Raw genomic sequence first — 24,516 nt, 5'->3', positions numbered from 1 at the left:
AAAAACGATGGGGAGTGGGGAAATTTGAATCGGTTAAAAGCACTTGTAGTAATTGGGGCCATTTGTATTGGTATGTTAGTTTTTTTTGTGTTTTTCATGGGTGATAGTAATTTTTTTAAAGCGGACGCTTCTGAAGAAGAGGTAGTAGTAACAGAGGAATCTAAAACTGTAGATGAGGTACCTGTTGAAACGGAGGTAGAAGTGGATGAAGAGGCATTAACACAGGTAGAAATAGAGTTTCCTTTTACTATGAGTGAAGGACGGGTAAAGGACGCCATTCACCATATGAGTCATGGTTGGATATGGGCTGCACAGAAGCGAGGACATTTAGAGGCTACACAAGAAAGAATTGATCGGCTGCTTATTGTTGTAAAAGAAAACCATGAAAAATACGAATATGCTGATTTATATGAAGAAATTCTCACAAGGTGGCAAGCAGGCGACTTCAGCAAAGCCGTCCGTGACCATAACGCTGTCTGGACTTTACTAGAAGGCGAAGTCGGAAAAGCACTTCGCCTGCTTACGAAAGAAGAACGTAAAGAGTATGCTAAAATGTATTATAATAGATAAGTTCTATGTGTGAAATCGGGACGGGGTTTGTTTCACATTTATGAGTGGAGGGGGTAGATACCGCGTTGTATGCGTCGCGGCGTCTGTCCTCTTGGTTATAATTATCCTCTCCATGCTTTCTCTTTAAGTCTTTAAAGACTTGCTCTCCTTCAAGAAGTTTCTCTCCGTATGAAGTTCATCTGGCTACAAAAACTAACCGAAATTAAACTTCATATGGGCTGTCCCCTCAGTTCGCCCCTCCATTCAATCGTGACCTATAAAATGTGAAACTAACCCCGTCCCCACTTTCCCAACTCCCCAACCAAACAGACCTATAATAACGCTTTTTTGTCTGAATTTTCCCAATACAAAGAATCCTTTCTAGGTGATATAGTTATCTCAACCTAATTAAGGAGTGATGTATGAATGGTAAAGTGGAAAGGTAAAAAACGAACAAAGAGGGTTGTTGTATCGATCCTGACTTCAGCGGCAATCTTGGCATCTGTTTCATTTAGCTCCCCCTCTCCTTCCGACGCAACAGATTTCGAACTACATTTCAACGGGGTCAAGTCCCTTCATCAAGCTCAGCTGTCTAAAACTAGTTCAAATGGCACCGCTAAGTTTCTCGTAGACTCTGAAAATATGAAAATGCCTTATGGAATCCAAAAGAAACTCGAAAAAGTAGCCTCCGATAACAGTCTATATGTTGTACAGTTCACCGGTCCGATCACAGATGACCAAAGAGCTAGTCTAGAAGCATCCGGCGCAGAAATCATCGACTACATTCCGGATTATGCGTTTGTCGTAGATTTTAAAGGCAAAGCTGCCGAGTTACAGTCGCAACATGCCATCTCGACTGTCTCTCCTTTTTTACCAAAATATAAAATTGATCCACAACTTTACAGCAAAAATCCTTCCAGTCTAATGAAAGCAGTCGTTTACACGAAAAAACAACTCGCTAAAGAAGTGGAAGTAAAAGGATTGGACGGACTTGTACAATACGCTTTGAGCAACGATGTGTTGTACATAGCAGAACAACCGGAGTTCACGCTCATGAATGACGTTGCTCGTGGCATTGTGAAAGCCGATGTGGCGCAAAACAATTTTGGATTATACGGCCAAGGTCAGATTGTTGCAGTCGCGGATACGGGGCTTGACACTGGAAGAAACGATAGCTCCATGCATGATGCTTTTAGAGGAAAAATTACAGCCATTCACGCGTTAGGAAGGTCCAATAACGCCAATGACCCGAATGGCCATGGTACGCATGTGGCAGGATCTGTCTTAGGAAACGCACTCCATAAAGGGATGGCTCCCCAAGCGAATTTAGTTTTTCAATCGATTATGGACTCTAGTGGCGGCCTTGGAGGATTGCCTTCCAACTTGAACACACTGTTTAGTCAGGCTTACAATAACGGGGCAAGAATCCACACGAATTCTTGGGGTGCGCCAGTAAACGGAGCGTACACAACGAACTCCAGACAAGTAGATGAATATGTTCGTAACAATGACATGACGGTTCTTTTTGCAGCCGGTAACGAGGGACCTAGCTCTGGAACAATCAGTGCACCTGGTACAGCGAAAAACGCAATCACAGTTGGTGCGACAGAAAATTTACGCCCGAGCTTCGGTTCGATGGCCGATAACATTAATCATGTGGCGTCGTTTTCATCAAGAGGGCCAACAAGAGACGGCCGCATCAAGCCAGACGTAATGGCACCTGGCACGTATATTTTATCCGCTAGGTCGTCCCTTGCGCCGAACTCTTCTTTCTGGGCAAATCACGACAGCAAGTATGCGTATATGGGCGGAACTTCCATGGCAACACCGATTGTAGCAGGTAACGTGGCACAGTTGCGCGAGCATTTTATGAAAAATAGAGGCATCACGCCAAAGCCTTCCTTATTAAAAGCTGCATTGATCGCCGGCGCGACAGATGTAGGGCTTGGGTATCCGAACGGCAACCAAGGTTGGGGCCGAGTGACACTTGATAAGTCGTTGAATGTTGCGTTTGTGAACGAAACAACTGCGCTATCTACAGGGCAAAAAGCAACATACTCTTTCCAAGCAACAGCTGGAAAACCGCTTAAAATTTCGTTAGTTTGGACAGATGCACCAGGAAGCACGACTGCATCGAAAACGCTTGTAAATGATTTGGATCTTGTTATTACAGCACCAAACGGTCAAAGATTCGTAGGAAACGACTTTTCCTCCCCGTTTGACAACAACTGGGACGGCACAAACAACGTAGAAAATGTGTTCATCAATGCTCCACAAAGCGGCACGTACACGGTTGAAGTGCAAGCATACAACGTTCCATCTGGACCGCAACGATTTGCTTTAGCGATTGTGCATTAATGAGTTGAGGGGACAGACACTTCGGTGCATCCATGCACCGAAGTGTCTGTCCCTCTGATTTATTTTCCTCTGATTTATTTATTATTCGACAAAATACACCTATTCCCAAATCTAGTAAATGGTAATATAATCCTTCTTGTTGGTTTGTTTTTTAATAGACTAGGAGGAGAGATTTAGATGAGGAAGATTTGTTCTATTCATGTTTTGTTAGTTTTCACCTTATTTGTATCATTGTTAAGTCCAATGGTTGCTTTTGCAGAGGAAGAGGATACTGTGGAAGTAATCGAAGTACATACGACGGACGACAATGAACACGATCCAGAGATTGAACTGGAAACGATGGAAGTAAAGGACGAATTACTTGAGGAAGAGATAATTGAGGTAGTAGAAGAGAAAAAAGAGGAAGAAAAAATAAAACATAAAGAAACGTTGTTACCAGTGCAAACAACACCTGCATCCTCAGAAGACGAGTTAATTGAATTAATAGAAGAATCGATCCAGGATGATGCTTTTAAAGCTACCCTATTTGAATTTATTGAAGAAGATTACGAAGAGGAAAGCTTCTTTCTAATAGAAAACGGATTTATTAATGAAAACAGCTTCCAATTATTCTGGTTTGCACACGTTCCGAATGTGCGAGTAGCATCGTATGAGCTATTTTTAGACGGCGAATTTGTAAAATCGTTAAAAAGTAGAAACTATGACTACCATTTTACAGGGCTTACTCCTAGCACTACCTATGAAGTTGTTGTAAAAGCATTAGATAAAAACGGAAATTTCTTATTAGAAGCATCTTTATCTGTTACAACACCTGCAGAACCTTCCGGGGAGGTTGTTACATTTACAGATAAAAACTTAGAAAACGCCATTAAAGAACAGTTAGGCATTACTAGAGAATTACAAGAAAGTGACATAGAGAATTTAACTGAGCTATACGCTATTGACAAAGGTATAACAGATCTTTCTGGTATAGAAAGATTAACTAACTTAGAAATATTATCATTTTTTGAAAATAACATTTCTGACATTACACCGTTAAAAGAGTTAACCAATCTAGTAGACTTAGACTTAGATTCTAATCTAATTGAAAATGTAAATGCTTTAAGTAACTTAAAGAATTTACATATATTATGGTTAGCTAATAATCCTGTTAGTGACATTAGCCAACTAGGAATGCTAACGAATTTAGAAGCTTTATTTTTACATGAAACACAAATTTCTAACATTGCTGTGATTGAAAATTTGCCTCACTTAAGTCACTTAACGTTACATGGTTCTCTTGTAGATTTTTCTGAAGGCACAAATACATTAATACTATTACTAGAGTTAAAGGATGCAGGTGTCTATATTGATGTATTAGACGATGAAGATTTTGGGTTTGAGTTTGAATTAGGGGTAGAAGGCATTAATGAAAACGCTGCGTATATCTCTTGGTGGTATTACACGGAAGAAGAAATGGACCTTTCCTACCGAGTACAACTGAATTGGGAAGAAATAGTTGTTACGAAAGATTCAGGAATAGAGCTAACTGACTTATCTCCTAATACAACTTATGAAGTTCATGTAGAAGTTTTAGATGAAAGTAACGAGGTCATTGATTTTGGGTATGTTACTTTTAAAACTCCAAAGGAACCTTCTGGTGAACTTGTTATCATCCAAGATGAGCAACTACTACAAGTAATTAAAGAGACTTTATACATTCAGCATAGACCACTTTACGAGTCTGATATGAAGCGTTTGGATTGGCTAGATGCGCAGTATAGAGATATTAAGAGCTTAGAAGGATTACAATATGCTGTTAAATTAGAAGGATTATTTGTAGCTGGCAATGCCGTTGACGACTTGAGTCCTTTAGCAGATTTAGATTTTCTAATGTTCTTAAATGTTAGTGATAATAATATAACCGATATTGAACCGTTAAAAGGGTTATATATTTACGATTTAGACTTATCATTGAATCCAATTACAGATATTTCTATTTTAAGTAGTTTAGAAGAGTTAACTTATTTATATTTACACGACACAAAAATAACGGATATTTCAGTACTACTACAACTGGAGTATTTACAACTTGTAACGTTGTTCAACACTGAAGGTTTAACGTTTGAAGAAGGAACAGAAGAGTATAACGTTATGCAACAATTGATGGAAAAAGGTGTTTGGGTTATTACAAGTGAGGATGACTTTAATTTCCCAACTAATATTGAGTTTGAAGTGCTTTCCGTTACAGAAAGCGAAATAGAAATAGCTTGGGATTACTTCGGTGAAGAATCAGTAGTCGGTTACAGCGTGTTCCTAAATGATGAACATGTTGGCGATGTAGAAGATGGGTATTTTTATTTTGAAGATTTATTACCAGAGACGAGCTATACAATATCAGTTATTGCAATCGATGAAGAAGGTTATTATGTAGACTACAGCTATATCGATGTAATGACAGAAGCTATACAAGAAGAAATGCCTGAAGAGGATGTTGAAGAGGAGCTCGGAGAATCTGAAAATCCAGTTAAAGAAAACGAGCCAAACGATAAAAATGAGAATGAAGAAAGTGCTCCAACTGCTCCAGTGAAAAAGAAAGAAGCAGAGAAAAAAGTAAAAACAGAAAAGAAAAACAAAACAACAACAGGAGCTGCCCTTCCAAACACAGCTACAAATACATTCAATTATATGGCATTAGGGTTAGTAATGATTTTAGCAGGCGGAGCATTCCTTTTACTTCGATTAAGAAGAAAGTTAGTGTAACAATGAGTCGAGGGGACAGACACCTCGGTGCATCCATGCACCGAAGTGTCTGTCCCTCTAATTCATTTTCCGGCTCGTTGGATAATGTTTTTGGATATTCCTGTAATTCGTGCGAGTTGGCCGTTAGAGACGCCTTTCAATTTTTTTAGTTGCTTAAGCACATCGTCTCGAGAGTTTCTGTTCATTTGCTGAAGTTGGCTACTAGTTTTGATCCCCAGTTTCATCGTTAAAAACATCTTCACTTCCTCATCAGACGCTTTCGTTTCTAAATCAAGGCATTCTTCCTCGCTTTGTTCACTCATGAAAATTTTAAAGTTTTGGATAGAAGAATTATTAGTAGAGTTGTTTTCAAATAGTTTCAATACGGGTTTTGTATCGATGATGTAAGAAGTGGAAAGATATTCTGGCAAGCTTGTCCATTTACTTTCAAAGACATTAGTTACGTGCCCGGCTTTCAAAGGATTTTGGTGAATATAACGTAGAACGGTTCGGAAGTAATCAACGGTTTCGACATTCTCACTTTTAAAACGATTCTGGAAAAGGTGGCCATACCGTTCATATTTTCGGTTATACCAAACAACATATCTCGAAGATGTACGCTTCATTATGTCTGATACGCTCATTTCAGGAGATTCTTTCAGTAGCAAATGTACGTGGTTGTCCATTAGGCAATAGGCAAAAAGTTTACAGTCAGATAGATCTTTTACCTTTTTTAACGTAGTAAGAAATTTCTTCTTATCCTCCCTATCTTCAAAGATGATTTGCCGATTAACGCCTCTAATCATGACATGATAAATACCAGTAGTACTTCTCTTACGCGGTGCTCTAGGCATAGAAATCCTCACCTCATGTAAAATTTTTGTGCATTGTGGGGACAGACACTTTGATGCATGCATAGTGTGTCAATGCGCCGAAGTGTCTACCCTGAAAATAAATTCCGATAGAAAGCCATACTAAAGAAGAGGTCTTAAATCCTTTTTTAAAAAAAGGATGACCTTTAAATTAAAGTATAATATTAAAACCGAAATTAGGCTGGTAGTTCTGATATTTCTACAGAATAACCCAGCTTTTCAATTCTTTTAATGGCACGTTTGACTTCTTGATCTTTCTTGCGATTTAAATGGTAGTCTTCACCAAGATCTTGAAATGGCTTTTTAGTTATCAGAATATGATAAACAGCTATTAAAATACAGCGTCCTATAGCTACTGAAGCAATATTTCCGCCTCTACGAGCCTTAATCCTCCTGTACTTAGCTCCAAAAAAGTTTTTAGAACGACCAACAGTTTTAGCTGCTTCTACTAAAGCACTCCTTAGGTACTTATTTCCCTTACGTGTGCGCGCGCTTTTTTTTTTACCAGCACTTTCGTTTTCTCCAGGAACCATTCCAGCCCAGGAAGCTAAATGATTATCACTATTAAAGCGACTCATGTCCGTTCCAACTTCAGCTAGAATCTGTTCTGCAGTTCTCTTACCGATACCCGGAATTGACATAACCAAATTAATCTCTTCTGATGAAGGGCTAAGTCTTTCAGCCAATTCTTTATCGATAAACTCGATCTGTTTCTCCAAGTATTCGACATGGTCAAGTTGTCTAGCTAATAAAAATTGTTGATGAGTTCCAACTAGCCCCTTTAAAGCTTTTTGTAAAGCAGGAATCTTCTTTCTAAGTGCACCTAAAGACATTTCTGCCAATATTTCTGGATTCAAATTCCCTTCTATTAAAGCACGTAACATCTTTCTTCCAGAGACACCAAGAACATTTGAAGCAACAGACCCAAGCTTAATATTAGCACCTTCTAATACTTTTTGGATTCTATTAGATTCACGAGCAGTTTCTTCTATTAAACTTCTACGATATCTAACAAGCTCTCTTAATTCGCGCTGTTCTCTGTTAGGAATAAAACTACCATTAATCAGTCCATGTTGAAGTAATTGAGCAATCCATTGTGCATCACGAACATCGGACTTTCTTCCAGGTACATTCTTAATATGTTGAGCGTTAACAACTAGTGCTTCAATGTCTGAGACTTCGAGTAGGTTGTATATGGGCTTCCAATAAACTCCGGTGCTTTCCATCGCAACAATTGGACACTGGTTCTCTTGTATCCAATCAAGTAATTCTAAAAGATCATCTGTCATCGTACCAAAGGTACGAATCTCTTTCTTGCGCTTGATAATAATACAAGCTGTAATACTATTCTTGTGAACATCAAGTCCACATACACGGGGATGAATGACTTCCATAATAAATGCCTCCTTCGGCAATAAGTAGTGGTAGCCGAGCTTCAAGACTGTTCGTGCAATCTACCCTGCGTGCTCATGGCAACAATCCGTGGTGCACTAAGTCTATAAGACCCGTCTGTCCCTCGAGCTATTAGCATCACTGACACCCGGCCTTAACACTCGGCTATCTCTATCATCGCCACAAAGGAAACAAGGCTAATCAACCATTTTCATTTTGAGTGGTGAATTTTAAATTCATGTTGGTCTGTCCCCACGGTTTACTCCTGTATTTATTCTACTATCTGTAAATGATTCCTTTTAATTTTTAAAAAAAAGCGCAAAAGAGACAGAAATCTCGATGCATTTTATGCGTCGAGGTGTCTGTCCCCACAGTGCAAAAATTATTTCTCCACAAAAAACATCGAAACCGCGCCTAATCCTACGTGTGTTCCTACGGATACACCCATTTGCATTAGGTGGATGTCTCCTGAGAAATTTGTTTCTTGTAGTAGCTTGTCTCTTAAGTCTTCCGCTATTTTACTATTATTTGTGTAACCAATAATAATAAAATCAGTCATTTTCTCGTCGTTTCTTGCAATAAATTCGTTGACGTAATGTTTCAATACTTTTTTCCGGCCTCTTTCTTTTCCAACTATGGCCCCTTTACCTTGTTTCATCGACATGATCGGCTTTAGCATTAATACCTTACCAATAAATGCAGATGCATTAGAAAGTCTTCCACTTTTGATTAGATGGTTTAAATCATCTACGGATAAAAAGTGTTTAACTTTTGTTTTATATTTTTCATTAAAGGCTACAATCTCTTCAAAGCTTGCGCCTTGTTCACGCATTTGTGCACTTTTCATCACTAACCAACCGCTTCCGTGGCTCATGCACTTGGAATCAACGATATGAATTTTCACTGTGGAATTCGGATTTTCCTCCAAAAACATATCTTTTGCGATAACCGCTGATTGGTAGCTCCCGCTTGTCCCGCTCGACATCGAAATACATAGAATTTCATTTTGCCCCGATTGAATTGCGTCATGAAAAATCTTCGTATATTCTTCTGGACTCGGCATCGCAGTAGTTGGGAACTTCGACAAGGATTTTAAAATACTGTAAAAATAATCTGGTTCTATGTCTACTCTATCTTTATATGTTTTTCCATCAATTGTTATCGTAAGTGGTGCCAAGCTTATATCATATAAATTCAACATTTCATTGGATAAATCACAAGTTGAATCCGCCATTATTTTTATCATTCGTTACCTCCAAAGTGGTTTATCAACCCTTAAAAAAATTCTACAATTAGAGTCTTAGCCTATCATATGAAAAATATAACAAGATGATAAGACATAAGTGTCATTGGAGTAGTATGACAAATGTCATGTTTACAGGTAGAATTTAGGACTATAATCCTTTTTTATAATTAAATTCCACATGACAAAGCACACAGAAACGAAAGTTCCACTCAAAGTCGACACAATCGCACCGGTTGTTAAAAAAGTTGGAAGTACCACTTTGCTAAATTTCCTTTTTCTGTTCTGTGGTTACGGCTAGAATGGAAAAAGGACTAAAGTATAAGGAAGCATAATCATCAACACTAGAAGGTGGTATGACGATAGCCGCAACTGCTCCCTTTTTATTAGCTTCAATATGAACTGAAGAATAGAAGGCATAGGTACGTGATGGCTTTGACAGTACAACTTTCCCTTGCAAAGAGTCAAAATTCTTGAAATCCGCTGAAAGGAAAACGGGGACGGGGTTAAAATTCTCATTTAATGATGAGAATTTTAACCCCGTCCCCGTTTCACACTAGACTTCTACATTAAAAGTTTGTACCATATATATATCACTAGATGTCTAGAGGAGTTCTTTGATTATGAAACCGAGCTATGTGAAGATAAAGGAACAGTTAGATACGTTAATTCAGCAAGGAGTCTTTAAAGTCGGGGAGCGGCTTCCTTCTGAGAAAGAAATGGCGAAAAGATTTGAAGTCAGTCGGGAAACGTTTCGTAGTGCTGTTAAATTGTTAGAACAAGAAGATAAGTTAGTCGTTAAACATGGAGCAGGTACTTTTGTTGTTAACCCTTTACCTAAAATAGCGAACAGCTTAGAGAAATTAGGTAGTGTGACAACGATGATACAATCTGCTGGTTTAACAGAAGGAGAACAGAGGGAATCGATACGTGTAGAACCTTGTCAAGCGGAATGGGCCGAAGCTTTACTGCTAGAAGAAGGTACACCTGTCATCGTGCATAAACGAATCCGTACCGCAAATGACGAACCTGTTGTATTCTCCCAAAATATTTTACGGAAGGACCTTGTAAAAGAAGAGATATTAGAGAGTGAATCCGTTGGGTCACTTTTTCAGTATCTTGAACACGCTTGTGGCTTAATCATAACTAAGGCAGATTCAGAACTAGTGGTCCCATTACATACGGACCGAAACTGCCAGAAGCTTTTAATACACCCTGAAACAACTGTATTATTAATGAAACAACTTCATTATGATAACAATAATGTTCCTATTCTTTATTCGTATGACTATTTCCGAAATGATGTTTTTACATTCATGATTAGAAGATTAAGATAACCATTCAACAGGTAGAGGAAAATACTATTCCTCTACTTTTTTTATGCCTCACACATCCTCACCCATTCAAAAAAACTTTCCAACTTTACAGAATATTAATACTATATTTACCCAGCTTTAATATAAACTTGTTACTATAAGTTTGTAGAAGTGGTCTATACCTCTTACCAAATCCAAGCCCACTCACCTACTCCTAACAACTGATAAAAACCAAGTCATGAGGTGAACTTATTGAGTGTTTTACAAGATGGTGGTCTAGATGACATCTATCAACAAGTAAATAAATTAATTTATAAGGCAGGTGATATAGCGAAAAACAAAGTATCCAAGCTTCACTCATACAAGTACAAAATTAATGAAGTCGATTTAGTAACAGAAGTGGATAGAGAAATAGAACTTTTCTTAATCCAACAACTATCTCATTTAACGCCTAACTGTTCCTTTTTAACAGAAGAAACGAATCCTAATACGGTGTTAGAAACAGATCGTTTCGTATGGGTAATTGATCCTTTAGATGGAACGATGAACTTTATTCATGGCTTTCCAAGATTCTCTATTTCCATTGCTCTATGTAAAGGAAATGAAGTAGTACTTGGATTTGTTTTAGATGTAATGAATGGGCAATTGTACCACGCGAAAGCTGGTAATGGTGCATACCGAAACGATGAGAAATTACAAGTTTCCGCTTTACAAAATTTAAATCAGTCCCTTATCGCCTTTGGCTTTTCCGCTAAGCAATGGGTCCCAGACTCTACTATTTTACATACAGTTTCATCTTTTATCGGAAATGCACAAGGTTTACGAATTACAGGTTCTTCCTGTCTCGATTTAGCCTCCGTTGCAACTGGTGAAATTGATTGCTTTTGGCATTACGGGCTTGCCCCATGGGATATTGCTGCTGGTTTATTACTTGTAAAAGAAGCAGGTGGACATTTTTCCGACTTGAGCTTACGAAAGGAAATTAACCTTCATTCTGATTGGATTATTGCTTCTAATGGGCACATTCACGTTCCAGTTGTTTCGGTGCTGAACAAAACGATTCAGACAGCTGGAAAGATGAAAGTAGGTTCCACACATGAGTGTTAAAGAACAAAAACGACTGAAAAATATAAAGCGAATAAAATTAACGATTCGCTATGCAATTGCTTTGCTAATCGTCATTTGGACTATTTTCCCTGTGTATTGGATGGCCAATAATTCCTTTAAAAATAGAGTAGAGCAGTTTTCAGCTACACCAACTTTTTTTCCAAAAAGTATAACGTTTGAAAATTACATCTCTTTGTTTGTTGATTTAGGCTTTCACAAGGTGCTGTGGAATAGTTTTATCGTCGCAACTGTTTCAACGACTATTGCTGTTTTCATAGGGGCGTTGGCTGCTTATAGTTTATCGCGTTATCAATTTATCGGGCGCCATAGCATGTTAGTGTGGATACTTTTAACGAGAATCTTTCCACCAGTCACCTTTGTTATCCCACTTTATGCGATGATGGGAAGTTTTGATCTATTAAATACGAGAGTTGCCCTAATCTTAGCTTACATTGCCTTTAATTTACCTTTTGCCATTTGGTTATTGATAGGCTTTTTTAATGAAGTACCTAAAGAAATTGAAGAAAGTGCAATGATTGATGGAGCAACGCCATTCCAAAGCTTTCGAAAAGTTGTTTTACCACTCGTTATTCCTGGCATTGGAGCAACTGCGATTTTTACATTTATTACAGCTTGGAACGAATTTTTATACGCGATGATTTTCATTCAGTCCCCTGGATTAACGACAGTACCCGTTGCTCTTTCAGGTCTCATTACAGAGTACCTCGTTTTATGGGGGCCAATGAGTGCAGGGGGAATATTGTCTGTTATTCCAATCGTACTGTTTGTTTACTTAATGCAAGATACGTTTATTAAAGGGTTAACTTTAGGGTCTGTAAAAGGATAAAAAGGAGCTGGAAACGATATGAAGAAGAATAAAATATTCATGATTTTATCGATTGTCTGTGCGTTTTTATTAGTATTTACTGGTTGCTCAAAAAATAATGGTCAAGAAACCTCTACTCAAAAGACTAGCACAACACCTTCTACGGGGAGTAAAGAAGTGAAAAAAGTGGAACTAACAGTCGCCGCACGTGCTGGAGCAATGGCTGATGCACTGGAAGCAGTAGTGGAAAAGTATGAAACAGAAACTGGAGTGAAAGTTAACATCAATGCATTACCTTATGATAACTTGAAGGAAACGGTCGTTCTAGATGTTAGAAATAACTCCGGTGCACACGATCTAGTGATGATAGATGACCCATGGATGCCCGAATTTGCTGGGGCTGGTATGTTAGCTAATTTAGATGAGTATTACAAAGACGGAATTGATTCGGATTTTGTCCCAAAATCAGTCGCATTAGGAAAAGAACCTTATAACACTGGTTCGTTATATGCGTTACCTTTAATTGGAAATGTACAAATGTTTTTCTATCGTGAAGATTTACTAGAAAAATATAACATGACAACCCCATCTAATTGGGACGAAGTAATAGAGTACGCAGAAATGGTTGTAAAAGAAGAGCCAGAAACATATGGCTATGCTTTACGTGGACAACGTGGAAATCCAATTGTATCAAACTACCTTCCATTATTTTGGGCATACGGTGGGACAGTACTAGATTCAGATAATATGCCGCAAGTAAATTCTGAAGCTGGTGTGAAAGCAATGGAAACGTATATGAAACTGAAAGATTTAGGGCCAACTGGTGTAGAAACATTTGATAGTGACCAAATTGCAACAGCGTTAACACAAGGGCAAGTAGCAATGACCATTGCTTGGCCATCTTGGGTAGCTCAAGTAGATAACGAAGAAAGCTCAAAAGTAGCTGGGAAAATTGGATTTTCTCCTGTACCTATGCAAGTAAATGAGTCTGCTGCTATGATTGGAAACTGGCTGCTTGGGATTCCTCGTACTTCTAAAAACATCGAGGAAGCAGTAGAGTTTTTAAACTGGGTAACAAGTGCAGAAACACAAAAAGAGATGGCTTTACTAGGTGGTGGAGCACCAACTAGAACAAGTGTTTATAATGATTCAGAATTAATAGAAGTGTATCGTCATTTCCCTGCTCAATTAGAAGCACTTGAAAACTCTGTTGTACGACCTCGTACAGAAAGATGGAGCCAGATTGAAGATACTTGGGGATTATATTTATCTCAGATTTTAGCAGGTCAAGTGGACATTCAAGAAGGTTTAGATCGAGCGAATAAAGAGATTGAAGCAATTGTTTCTAGATAATTATTGGCTGGAGGTTGAACTTGCTTCAACCTCCTTCACTCTATGAACACGTAAGGAGAATACGATGAGAAAAAGTCATTTGATGACATACATCTTTTTATTACCGGCAGCACTCGTGTTTTTAGTATTAACGGTTTATCCACTATTTTACGCTGTCATTACTAGTTTTTTTCATTTAGATTTTTTAAGAGGCGAATCTAGTTTTGTAGGATTGGAAAACTATCGTAAACTATTCCTCCATGATGTTTTTTGGATTTCTCTTAAAAACACATTTATTTTTGTCGGGGTTGCCGTTTTCTTTGAAGTACTACTTGGTACTGCACTGGCATTATTTTTTAACGCGAACATAAAAGGAGTTAAATTTTTTCGAACCATTATTTTACTACCGATGTTGTTACCACCTATTACGGTCGCATTAACGTGGAAAATGATGTATGACTATGACTTTGGTGTACTGAACTACTTAATTGGACTCGCTGGTTTTGAACGTGTGGAATGGTTAAGCTCCTATCAAATAGCACTTTACTCAATCATCATTACAGATATTTGGCAATGGACTCCTATTGTTTTTCTCATTATTTTAGCGTCTTTGCAAGCAATTCCCGAAGATATGTACGAGGCAGCAAGAGTGTTCGGGGCGAATTCGGTTCAATGTTTATGGTACATAACATTACCTTTATTAAAACCAGCAATTTTACTAGTTTTGCTTTTGCGCACAATTGATACTTTTCAAGTGTTTGAAAAAATGTATGTCTTAACCGGTGGAGGACCTGGTAACTCTACGGAGACTATTACTTTCTACATTTATCGATATGGCTTCCGTTATTTTGAAACAGGGTATGCAACGGCAGCTACCATTGTTCTTGTATTTCTTATCATACTTTTTTCTATTTTTTATTTAAGGCGTGTTTTGAAAACGACAAGTTATAATTAACAAGGAGAATGAAGATGAGTGAAAAGTGGAGTACCACAATTGATTTCTTAAACGTAGGTTTTGGGTCTTGTACGGTTATCAACTATTATGGATCAGAACGAAAGACCATTATAATTGATGGCGGAGATGATTACCGTCCAATCTATGAAAAGCCAGGGCGAAAATCCTTGCTTTCTTATGTAGAAAAAAATGAACTACCTAAAATAGATTTGTTACTCATAACACATCCTCATCCTGACCATATAAATGGTTTAATAGAAGTGTTAAAATCTGTACCGGTTGACGAAGTGTGGACAAATATCTCCATTCCATCCGACTTTACACTTTTGAGTGAGAATCATAACATGAACCGTGCATTTACGGCGTTATCTACTTTATATGGTTTAGTGGAAAGGGAAAAGATAAAGTTTATCTATTCCAAAACATCGTACCGCTACGAAACACTAGAGTTAACAGCACTACCTCCTTGTGAGGAGTGCGTTTTACCAGTTCAGCTATTGTTAAATAGATTAGTAGCTGCTGCTACTTCTGAAAGCGCAGTAAATGAGATTGATCGTTTGTTGAATAGAATAAGTATCCCTAGTAAGGTTAATATCGGAGACATCTCTTTATTGTTTGGAGCAGAGGTTCAAGAGAGTCACTGGGACCGCTACGATGAGTATTTACCTTCTACCATTTTCCTGCTTCCACACCACGGGGACATCAAGCATATGTCTTCTAGCTTACTAGAAAAAGTTGGAATGAAATATGCTGTCGTAAGCGCAGATGATGAAGGCACATATGAATTGCCAAGTAAAGGATTAACAGATTTTATGCATCAACATGCTCCAGAAACTACTTTACTATTCACTGCATACAACTCAAAAGCAGAAATTCATGATGGAGTACGATTTACTATTGAATGTTGTGAAACGGGGACGTGGTTGGTTTCACATTTGCAATTCGCGTTTTAGGGACAGAACCATCAGTGCAAAGATGCTTGAGGTTCCATTCCCTACGATGCATCCCGCTGGATAAGCAGAAGCCTCCCACTACTATTTATATGAAGTGGGAGGCTTTTGTTTTAATTTGGATAGTTTATTTTTCCACTGTTATACCACATCTGGAATGTTCCACCAGAACGGTGAATATTAACTAATGTATTGTTTGAAGAATTATACGCCACTCTTGGTTTTGAGCTAGCACCAGAATCCCAGATATAATTATGCTTCCATTCTATAGAAGGAAAATCTACTGTTCCAATGTTATACCATAATAATCCTGTTGATGGACTTGTATGCATTTCGATCACCTTATTATTATCTAAAAAAGTAATCGTTGGATCTAGTCCATCTTGCCCTCCAATTGTTCCACCTTGAATCCAATTCACAGTTCCATCTGTCGATAATTTACCAGTAACAGTTCGCAAACCATTATTTCTGTAAACTACAATTATTTCTCCACTTTTCATTGTTACATCAGCACTTGTGCCACTAACTCCTATAGTTCCAGTTCTAGTCCAGTTAACTCTCTTTTCGTTTAGAGCAATTTCTCCAGTTATATAATGTAGAGTACCACTTGAACTATATACTAATATTATATCGTTACCATCAATTGCTATATGTGGCCACTCTCCATTTATATTGTTTCTATTAACTTGTATTCTCTCATTTGTAAACCAATTAATAGTATTATCATTGTTTAATATACCAAAATTAAGCCATAAACTAGAACCGAATCCATCTGTTTTATTTACCTGCACTACAGCGTAAGAACCATTTATTTTACTCATCGCACTATGTGGTTGAACGCCATTTTTATTGCCACCGCCGGGATTAATCCTTTCGTTTGTTGTCCATGCAATGTATCCAGTATCATCAATATTACCTACTGAATACCAAAGATTATTGTTAAATGACCCTTCAGTCTTATGGACCTCTATTACTCTATTATCATCTGTAATGGAAATAGAAGGATCTGCTCCATTTTGAGATCCACCTGACTTTTCTACTTTTCCATTATAGTCACGTAAAGGTACAAGAAAATCGTTAAATAAACTGGTCATATCTTTATAAGAATCTGTAGAGATATAATGATTCGTTCCTAACTTATGGTTTACATATACAAATTGCGTCCACCTTTGAGCAGCTTCACCAGTACCGTTTGGAAATTTATAATACCAAGCACCATCATCGCCGTTTAAGCTATAAAATCTAACTGTGTATCCTTTTTGATTCGCGATAGAACTCATTTCTTTTAACCTATCTTGATTAGACTGTGACCAATTACCAGGTAAAAGAAGTTCAAAGCCACTTTCTATATGCTTCCAATGTATAGCATAAAAACGGTGGTATATATCTGCTTCTTGTTGAAAATAATCTGCAACATTACTTTTCCTTCCGTCAAACTGACCATAAACTTCATCTTTGAATGCTAGTAACTTACCTTCTTCTCCATTAGAAACTAGATGAAAATATGCATCCTTTAACAGATCTGCTCCAGATAAACATACTGTAATAGCTCTTTCCGTGTAGCTGTTATTATCTCCTACATAACCGAAACTAAAATGTTCTTGATTCTGCATAAATATAGCATGTAGAGTTTTCGCTACTTCTAGATAATTAGGACTATTATTCGTTTTCATATCAATATTCACAATAATTGTTTTTCCATCACCGTGTACAGAGCCAAGGTTTCTATCGATTCTTTCTAAAAGGTCTTCAAAATATTGGTGCAAACTTCGAGTGTTTGGCCAATTTGCCGCATCATGCTTAACATATAACTTTACGTGTCCCTGTAAATATTCTGGATATTCACTTCCACTATACGTTGTGTGATCAGCATCCACCATTATATCTAGCTCCACATTATAAAACTGCCTATCTAACGCTTCTAGAAACAACTCATCTGGATCATTTTCGTCATACGTGTCATGAAAAGCCTTGTACCTATTAGCTTCTTCTTTTGTAATGTTAGCAGTTTGCGCAAAAATAGGCATTGATAGAATTAACGTCATTACAAGTATTACAAGCGATACCTTCCTCCAACGACCTTTACTCACATTAAACACTCCCAATCCTACATATTTACCCAGATTCCCAGACCTCTAGACCTCTAGACAAATATAGCGTAACACATCAATGTTAAAGTCATTTTAACTAAATGTAAAAACGCATTCACAAAACACAAAAGCAATGGACGCAGAATTAATTCTGCGCCCATGAAAAATAATATTTAAAATCGTCTATATAACTTAAAATTCACCGAGAGTCAGACATCGCGATGCATGCAATGCACCAAAGTGACTGTCCCCCAGATTCACACGAAGACGCATTTATGCGTCAAGGTGTCTGTCCCCTCGGTTCATTTTTCACACTCATTCGAATCGGATAGCGTTGGTGATTGGTATTTTGGCGCCGTAGTAGCTTGGAATGAGCGAAAAGAGGAAGCCGAATATACCTGAGACGAAGAATGGAACGAGAATTTTATCGATTGTTAAGTGTAATTGGAATAAGATGAATAGTGACTCTTGTAAATATTGCTGAATAACTAGTGATGTCACAATACTTAGAAGTATCGCTATTACGGAACCAACTAAAGCTAAGAGCATACCTTCTAGTATAAATTGTATGAGGATATCCAATTTGTTTGCGCCATACGCTTTTTTGATCCCGATTTCTGGGACACGTTCTTTAATGGAAAAGAACATAATGCTCATCACACTCACACCTGAAATAGTTAGAAAAAGTATTAAAAGTGTGTTAATAAACGTTTTGATTGGCTTTAGCGTGGACGTAAGATTTTCTATTAACAGAGCATAGCTAGCAATAGAAAACACTTCTATTTGTCCGGTGTGAATATGTTGATAGCTTTTTAATGTGTGAAAAGCAAATGTTTGTTGTTCCATGGTTTCAAATTTCCAAACAAAAAGTGTATGATCCTCTACTTCCAATTTTTCCTCCAATATAGAGAGTGGAGTGTAGATTGTCACATTTGTAAACATGTTATCCCCTTTTTGTTTCATTCCTTTTTTATATTGAAGGTCACTGTAAGTGGAATTGTACATATTTTCTATCACCCCAACAACTGTTAGTTCATGGGGCTTGGTAGCTTCGTTTTCTTGATTAGTTGATACGTTGGCCATTCCTGGTATCTCGATGTTTATTCGAACTGTTTTGCCTATAGAATCTCCGTCTGGAAATAGCATTTCTTCTGTAAACCGATCAATTATAGCGACATTATTTTTTAGCGCATGGTCATTTTCAGATAATAACCTGCCTTTTAAAAGGGTCACATCCGCTGCAATCTGGTATTTATTTTCATAAAATACAGGTATGACATCTTGTACAGAAGAGACACCAACGAAGGTGGAAGTAATAGAATGATAGGCACTGTCTGATATTTTTTCGTAGTAGATAAGTGGTCTAGAGGAGGAGGCAGTTGCTTCCATACTTACATTATCTTGCACTACTCTAATATCTTTTAGGAGCTCTTCATTTTCATTGGAAAGCTCTGCTACTATTGCCGTTTCGTTCATTTCTTCTACTTGATCAAACATTCCTTTGTAATAAGAATCTAGCATAATATTACTTAGTGAAAAAATATACAAGCCGATAATAAGACCTAATAAGGATAAAAATAGCCTAGAGTTACTTTTTACAGACATCTGGAAGATATGTCGAAGCAGAAACAGAAATTTGCTTCTATAAAACATTAACATAACCTCCCTTTGTCTAGGGTGTAATTTCGGTCTGCACACGTGAAGTAATATGGATTATGTGTTACTACTATTACTGCTTTATTTTGTTCCTTCAATACTTTAAATTCTTCCACGATAATTTTAGAGTTTTCTGCATCAAGGTTTCCAGTAGGTTCATCAGCAATAATAATGTCTGCTTTCTTAATAATAGCTCTAGCAATAGCAACCCGCTGTTTTTCCCCACCTGAAAGGAGAGCTACTTCTTTATTTTTCATATCTAATAAGTTAAAGCGACATAACATTTCATCCATTTTTTGAAGAACAGTAGAGTCAATATTGTTTTTCATATATAGGTATGGAAGGAGAATATTATCTTTCACACTAAGCTTTTCAATAAGTTGGTATGATTGAAAAATAAAGCCAATTCGTTCGGAACGGATTCGTGAAAAGGAATGGATTCTTTTTGTGTTTAAACGTTTTCCATCTAAAAAATAGTCACCTTTTGTTGGTGTATCTAAAAGGCCAACTATATTAAGAAAGGTACTTTTCCCAGAACCTGATTTCCCTTCGATTAAGGCAAATTCTCCATGTTGGACAGAAAACTGAATATTGTCTAAAACACTTCTTTTTCCATCAAATGTTTTCACAATATGTTGTAAGGATAGGATAGATTTTTCTTCTTGCACAAATTTAGTTGTCGTTAATTGTTTCTGTAACAAGCTTTTCACCCTCTACAACTCCACTTAGTAGTTCTACATATTCCATTACACCTGTCTCGTTTTCTAATGAGAAAAATTCGCCAATCTCCACAACACGCTTTTCTACCGTACCATTATGCGTTTCGACTTCTACGTAGTAATCATCTCCATTTTTCTTTACCATCTGCTTTAACGTGTACAAGGCATACTCTTTTTTCGGTAATTCCATTTTAATGATTACTTTAACGCCTGGAAGTAGCTTTTTATCCGTTTTCACTAATACGTTTAACGTATTCCCCTCTTCCACTTGATAGCCGATGCGATGAATAGTACCGTTGAAAAAATCAGCATCTGTTACATTTTCTTTAAATAGTGCTACTTTTACGTCTGTCTCATAATGTAAGGAATCTATCCTTTCGTAAGGAAAAGAAGTTTCTATATAAAGCTTGTCATAGTTTAATAAGTTAATAACTGTCATTCTATTTTTTTCATCTGTTGAAACATTTACTACTTTTACATCGCTTTCGGCATAATACGTTTTTTTATTAACGGTATAAAGTTCGTCTCCTGCTTGTAAGTCATCGCCTAAGTTTACATGGAGTGTGACTTTATCATTGCGATTCCAACTAATTTCTACTTGATCCATGTAAATCTCTTCAGGGAGAAGAACGACCTTACCATCTTGTCGGAAAACATTTTCTAAAGTACCTGAATATACTTCTGCTCGTAGGTGCACCGTGTTCTTTGTTTCGGTCGTTACATCCCTTACCGTTTGATAAGTGCTTTGACTACTGAAGTAAAACAAGCCGTAAATACATCCAGATAGAACGATTAAGATAAAAGTAGATAATATTAGTTTCCCTTTCATTTTTCTTCAGTCCCTATAATGAATTTGATTAAGGAAGAGCCCGTCATCTGACGAGCTCCCTTCCTTTTTATTAACTGTGCAATTGTAAGGAATAGCAATGTTATGGATTATTTGTAAATAACATGATCGATGTAACGATTAATATGGTCCATTGAGTCTTCTATTGGATATATAGGATTAAAGAATAAAGCAACCACATTTGCTTGCTTTTCTAATGTTTTCGCGTTTAAAAATTCGAAATAAAGATTAGTAGAAACAAAATGATACATATCTAATTCATTTGTTTTCCCTTCAAACGTTAGGTAGATTTCTACCACAGAGTCTGCGGAAATGCTTAACGGTAAAAATTCATCCTTTTCTACAAGTTGTCCATTTATTTTTATTTCAGAAATAACTGGCTTAATATGGTCTAACGTATAAATGTTTTGTAATTCAATATCTTCTTTCGCTTCGAATTGATAGATAAATGTATCATTTTCATTATTTATTGCTTGTGTGGAAAATTCATTTGGTAATATGTTAGGAACAAAATCATTTGTAAAAACGTTTCCGCCTGTAAATGTATGTTTAATAGGATTAGTAAAATGTATTTTGTTTGGCTTTCCATTTAATAGAAGGACCATTTTACTTATTTCTATATCATGTTGGCCCGCCTCTGGCATCACATTCACCATGACGATTGAAGTAAAGTAATCTTTATGTTTATAGTTTTTAATTTGTTCGACTGTATTGTTTATTAATTCTGCACTAACATTCTCCACATTCGTTCCTTCGAACCCATCAAATTCCATATTTGTGACTTTATATTTTGTGAATAACGTTACTTCAAAAGATAGTACACTTTCGCTTTCACTAGAAACGAACACTTTGTCCGCATTGGAGTAGAACTCCATTTTTCCGCTGCTCGGATTAGAGCATGCCAATGGGATAATCAATATGATAAGTAAGAATGCATAAAGTAGTTTGCGCACAAAATTTCCTCCAAATATTCATATAATAGGTGATGCGGAACAAAAGATGTTACAATGTTGTTAATTCCTTTACGTGGAACTTTGAGTTTGCGATTTATTGATTTTATTAAGAGAATATCTCACCATATCTTCTTAATCGTGCAATATTTTTCCACGTAAAGGAACTATAGAGCTAATGTAAGTAAACTACTAGTATCTACTTACACCTGAATAACTTGCGTTTCTCGAATTGAAAACAATGGATCGGTATGGTTGACTTCTTGGTGCGAAAAATTCGATAGACCCTGCTGCACTTCCGTCACTTACTTTTTTTCTATTAATTTTTATTTTGTACGTATTTAAAAGCACGTTGTAACTATAGTATCCTTTAGGTGCTGAAGCAGGTATCGTTCTTGAAGTAGTGTTGGATACTCCCCAAGTTGCAGAACTTGATGTTTCAATAGATCCTCCTACATTTACAGGAACACCATATCCTGAAAAATCTACTCCTGCACTTAATGTATTTTTCGTTTGTTGGCTAACAGAGAAGCTACTAGTTTGAGTTAAAACAACATTTGTGTTGTTCTTATATTCAAAGCCAGTACTTAAACTTGGCGAGCCATGGAATACTCTAAACCAACTGCTATCTCTATAAACAGTTGCTTCATATTTAGTAAACCAGTGTGTGTAGGTGTAGCTATTATATCTTGAGTATGCATCAGAAGAAGTAGGTAACAATGTTAAGGTTAAGCAAAAAATAATTGCCATCGAAATGACGAGTTTAATCTTTCCTATCATATAAAACATCCTCCGCTTCACTATTTATTTAGTTCTCTGCTGAACTACTTTCTTCCATTAAATTTATCTATCACCTAGCTACACTCCCATTGCCATAAGATTACGAAAATGAATAAATGTTTTACTAGTCAGTTAAAGTTAATAAGAAGTTGAGTTAATTACAAAAAAAGTTACTACTTACAAATTTTAGAAGCGCTTCTGTGAATAAAATACCACGACAAAACAACTGATTACTATACTTATTCTTTCAAGAATAAAAGATAGGACTATAGACACGGTGAAGTGTGAAAAATGCACTGAGGGGACAGACACCGCGATGCATGCAATGCACCAAAGTGTCTGTCCCCTCGACTCACTCACCTTTATTGCAATATGTAATCCCTAAAGGCCTCATCCACATCAACTAAATCCCTATTCTCATGATTCCAAAAAACAACTTTTCCTTCCCGGCTATTGCGGAAATCAAAGCAAAAGTAATTCCCAAAGTCATCGTTGGCAAAGGCCACCACTTTATTAGGGAGAAGATCCTCTAATCGTTTGTTTACAGAAATGATGTTATCCGGGTACACTTTCCCGACAGCCAGAAAAGATCGAATCGTAATCACTTGCTTGTCTAACTGAACCATAAGCGGCGGCTTTGGTCTTGCGCCGTTAAACGAACGAATCACGTTTCTATAGAATTTTGGAAAAGTAATATTCAAAACCCTTTCCACTTCGGATAGAGTTCCTTCACTGACTTCTCCTTTGCTGTAACGCCATTCTAATTTACTCACACTATTCACCTACCTATTTTCACTTCCGCCACCCCAAATGCTACGACCACCAGTATGCCCAGATTGATCGTGTGGCTCTGTTTCTACTAATTGTATTTTACCCATTTCTTCATGATGGTGCCATGTATAGCCGTCCGGTGTTTCCCCATCTTGAATTTGCTCTAATTGCATACTAGAAAACTGTGACTGTAAACTTGGGTCCATTTCTACAGCCTGTGCGAGCTGATCGTTTGCCAGTCTAGCATGAGTATAGTCACTAGATTCATAATGCTCGGGCGGAATGGTAGCATCATACATAGAGTCAAAGATTGGGAACACTCCTTGTACATAGTTCCCATCTGGTGTTTCTACCGTTTGCACTTCGTACGGTATTCCGCTGACAGGATGAGTGCTGCCAGCAAGTTCTGCATTAATCGTGTTCATACTTTGAATATCTACTGGCTCTGCTGCTTCTCCTGTCCCATCTACAACGTCCACTAAACCGATAGCTATCGTACTAACAGCCGCCACTTTTCCTAAGTTCTTTAATCCTTCTTTTGTTCGTTCTGAATCTTTACTAGCAAGTCCTGCAGCAACATCAAAGGAACTATTCACCGTATAGGCGAGCCCTTTTCCAACTGCTTTCGTTGCTCCCCACGTGGTTGCACCAATTTCGGAAAGACCTTCATTTATCTCTTCCTTATCCCTCCTTACTACACCACTTACTGTATCCACTGCACCTTGACCTAAGTCGCCCACTGTCCGACAGGTGAAATTCGTCGTCCTTCCAACACTATCTCCTACTTCTTCTATGTAACTACTTCTCACTGCTTTACCAGCAAGTTTAATTCCACCGCCAAGCGTGCCCCCTAATACTTTCCCTGAGAACTTTCCTAAACTACTAATATATTTCTTTTGCATACTTTCACCTCCATATGCGGTTTAACGAAAACAATACCGACCCACTTGTCATACAATTCCATTTTACTAGTAACATAGAACTAAATCAATAAGTGAAGTGGGGGCGGGGTTTGTTTCTCATTTGCATGATGGAGGGAGCGTGTACCGAGGGGAAAAAACAGGGACAGGGTTATATTCTCA

Annotated in this window: 20 protein-coding genes; 9 read left to right on the top strand and 11 right to left on the bottom strand. The window is 37.3% G+C overall.

Features of this window, described 5'->3' with window-relative positions; translation table 11 throughout:
• Positions 1 to 24 precede the first annotated feature (24 nt).
• The 3 genes from CDZ89_RS02300 to CDZ89_RS02290 all read left to right on the top strand — a co-directional run bounded on the left by CDZ89_RS02300 (position 25) and on the right by CDZ89_RS02290 (position 5,649).
• Positions 25 to 570: a DUF6241 domain-containing protein gene (locus CDZ89_RS02300; protein ID WP_100333129.1), complete on the top strand. Its 546-nt coding sequence runs from the start codon at positions 25 to 27 to the stop codon at positions 568 to 570.
• Between the two features lie 405 nt (positions 571 to 975).
• Entirely contained in the window at positions 976 to 2,907 is a 1,932-nt protein-coding gene (locus tag CDZ89_RS02295; protein ID WP_100333128.1) for a S8 family serine peptidase, read from the top strand.
• 177 nt (positions 2,908 to 3,084) lie between these two features.
• Complete coding sequence (locus tag CDZ89_RS02290; protein ID WP_100333127.1) at positions 3,085 to 5,649, top strand: LPXTG cell wall anchor domain-containing protein; 2,565 nt, start codon at positions 3,085 to 3,087, stop codon at positions 5,647 to 5,649.
• A 62-nt stretch (positions 5,650 to 5,711) separates the two neighbouring features.
• On the opposite strand, the gene CDZ89_RS02285 is transcribed toward CDZ89_RS02290, so the two are convergent.
• The 3 genes from CDZ89_RS02285 to CDZ89_RS02275 all read right to left on the bottom strand — a co-directional run bounded on the left by CDZ89_RS02285 (position 5,712) and on the right by CDZ89_RS02275 (position 9,138).
• Positions 5,712 to 6,482 carry a transposase gene (locus CDZ89_RS02285; RefSeq protein WP_100333126.1) on the bottom strand — a complete coding sequence of 257 codons (771 nt, stop codon included), beginning with the start codon at positions 6,480 to 6,482 and terminating at the stop codon, positions 5,712 to 5,714.
• A 194-nt stretch (positions 6,483 to 6,676) separates the two neighbouring features.
• Positions 6,677 to 7,894: an IS110 family RNA-guided transposase gene (locus CDZ89_RS02280; protein WP_096155605.1), complete on the bottom strand. Its 1,218-nt coding sequence runs from the start codon at positions 7,892 to 7,894 to the stop codon at positions 6,677 to 6,679.
• A 380-nt stretch (positions 7,895 to 8,274) separates the two neighbouring features.
• Positions 8,275 to 9,138 carry a DegV family protein gene (locus CDZ89_RS02275; RefSeq protein ID WP_100333125.1) on the bottom strand — a complete coding sequence of 288 codons (864 nt, stop codon included), beginning with the start codon at positions 9,136 to 9,138 and terminating at the stop codon, positions 8,275 to 8,277.
• Between the two features lie 620 nt (positions 9,139 to 9,758).
• Here CDZ89_RS02275 and CDZ89_RS02265 point away from each other — a divergent pair.
• The 6 genes from CDZ89_RS02265 to CDZ89_RS02240 all read left to right on the top strand — a co-directional run bounded on the left by CDZ89_RS02265 (position 9,759) and on the right by CDZ89_RS02240 (position 15,624).
• Complete coding sequence (locus tag CDZ89_RS02265; RefSeq protein ID WP_100333123.1) at positions 9,759 to 10,472, top strand: GntR family transcriptional regulator; 714 nt, start codon at positions 9,759 to 9,761, stop codon at positions 10,470 to 10,472.
• A gap of 231 nt (positions 10,473 to 10,703) precedes the next feature.
• On the top strand, positions 10,704 to 11,558 hold the full coding sequence (locus CDZ89_RS02260) for an inositol monophosphatase family protein (RefSeq protein ID WP_157842662.1): 855 nt from the start codon (positions 10,704 to 10,706) through the stop codon (positions 11,556 to 11,558).
• Complete coding sequence (locus CDZ89_RS02255; protein ID WP_096156509.1) at positions 11,548 to 12,405, top strand: carbohydrate ABC transporter permease; 858 nt, start codon at positions 11,548 to 11,550, stop codon at positions 12,403 to 12,405. Before CDZ89_RS02260 ends, CDZ89_RS02255 begins: the two co-directional genes overlap by 11 nt.
• A gap of 18 nt (positions 12,406 to 12,423) precedes the next feature.
• Positions 12,424 to 13,737, top strand: coding sequence for an ABC transporter substrate-binding protein (locus tag CDZ89_RS02250; RefSeq protein ID WP_100333121.1), 1,314 nt, complete (start codon positions 12,424 to 12,426; stop codon positions 13,735 to 13,737).
• Between the two features lie 64 nt (positions 13,738 to 13,801).
• A complete protein-coding gene (locus tag CDZ89_RS02245; RefSeq protein ID WP_100333120.1) occupies positions 13,802 to 14,671 on the top strand; it encodes a carbohydrate ABC transporter permease in 870 nt (289 codons plus the stop codon).
• Between the two features lie 14 nt (positions 14,672 to 14,685).
• Positions 14,686 to 15,624 (top strand): ComEC/Rec2 family competence protein, encoded by a 939-nt coding sequence (locus CDZ89_RS02240; RefSeq protein WP_157842661.1) that lies wholly within the window; start codon positions 14,686 to 14,688, stop codon positions 15,622 to 15,624.
• A 110-nt stretch (positions 15,625 to 15,734) separates the two neighbouring features.
• Here the strand turns inward: CDZ89_RS02240 and CDZ89_RS02235 are convergent, their stop codons facing one another.
• From CDZ89_RS02235 to CDZ89_RS02200, 8 genes are all read right to left on the bottom strand, one after another.
• A complete protein-coding gene (locus CDZ89_RS02235) occupies positions 15,735 to 17,711 on the bottom strand; it encodes a PI-PLC domain-containing protein (protein ID WP_100333118.1) in 1,977 nt (658 codons plus the stop codon).
• Positions 17,712 to 18,026: 315 nt separating this feature from the next.
• Positions 18,027 to 19,364, bottom strand: coding sequence for an ABC transporter permease (locus CDZ89_RS02230; RefSeq protein WP_198508216.1), 1,338 nt, complete (start codon positions 19,362 to 19,364; stop codon positions 18,027 to 18,029).
• On the bottom strand, positions 19,364 to 20,068 hold the full coding sequence (locus tag CDZ89_RS02225; protein WP_198508215.1) for an ABC transporter ATP-binding protein: 705 nt from the start codon (positions 20,066 to 20,068) through the stop codon (positions 19,364 to 19,366). Before CDZ89_RS02225 ends, CDZ89_RS02230 begins: the two co-directional genes overlap by 1 nt.
• Positions 20,040 to 20,915 (bottom strand): efflux RND transporter periplasmic adaptor subunit, encoded by an 876-nt coding sequence (locus CDZ89_RS02220; RefSeq protein WP_096156503.1) that lies wholly within the window; start codon positions 20,913 to 20,915, stop codon positions 20,040 to 20,042. The genes CDZ89_RS02225 and CDZ89_RS02220 overlap by 29 nt, the downstream gene beginning before the upstream one ends.
• A 107-nt stretch (positions 20,916 to 21,022) precedes the next feature.
• Positions 21,023 to 21,886 carry a hypothetical protein gene (locus CDZ89_RS02215; protein WP_096156502.1) on the bottom strand — a complete coding sequence of 288 codons (864 nt, stop codon included), beginning with the start codon at positions 21,884 to 21,886 and terminating at the stop codon, positions 21,023 to 21,025.
• A gap of 189 nt (positions 21,887 to 22,075) precedes the next feature.
• A complete protein-coding gene (locus CDZ89_RS02210) occupies positions 22,076 to 22,663 on the bottom strand; it encodes a hypothetical protein (RefSeq protein ID WP_096156501.1) in 588 nt (195 codons plus the stop codon).
• 362 nt (positions 22,664 to 23,025) lie between these two features.
• On the bottom strand, positions 23,026 to 23,436 hold the full coding sequence (locus CDZ89_RS02205) for an SMI1/KNR4 family protein (protein WP_157842660.1): 411 nt from the start codon (positions 23,434 to 23,436) through the stop codon (positions 23,026 to 23,028).
• Positions 23,437 to 23,445: 9 nt separating this feature from the next.
• Positions 23,446 to 24,336 carry an HNH endonuclease gene (locus tag CDZ89_RS02200; RefSeq protein WP_100333115.1) on the bottom strand — a complete coding sequence of 297 codons (891 nt, stop codon included), beginning with the start codon at positions 24,334 to 24,336 and terminating at the stop codon, positions 23,446 to 23,448.
• Positions 24,337 to 24,516 lie beyond the last annotated feature (180 nt).

The sequence above is a fragment of the Bacillus alkalisoli genome (genome assembly GCF_002797415.1).
Lineage (GTDB): Bacteria > Bacillota > Bacilli > Bacillales > Bacillaceae_I > Bacillus_CD > Bacillus_CD alkalisoli.
The sequence above is the reverse complement of the archived record's forward strand: the minus strand, read 5'-3'. Positions and strand labels throughout refer to the sequence as shown.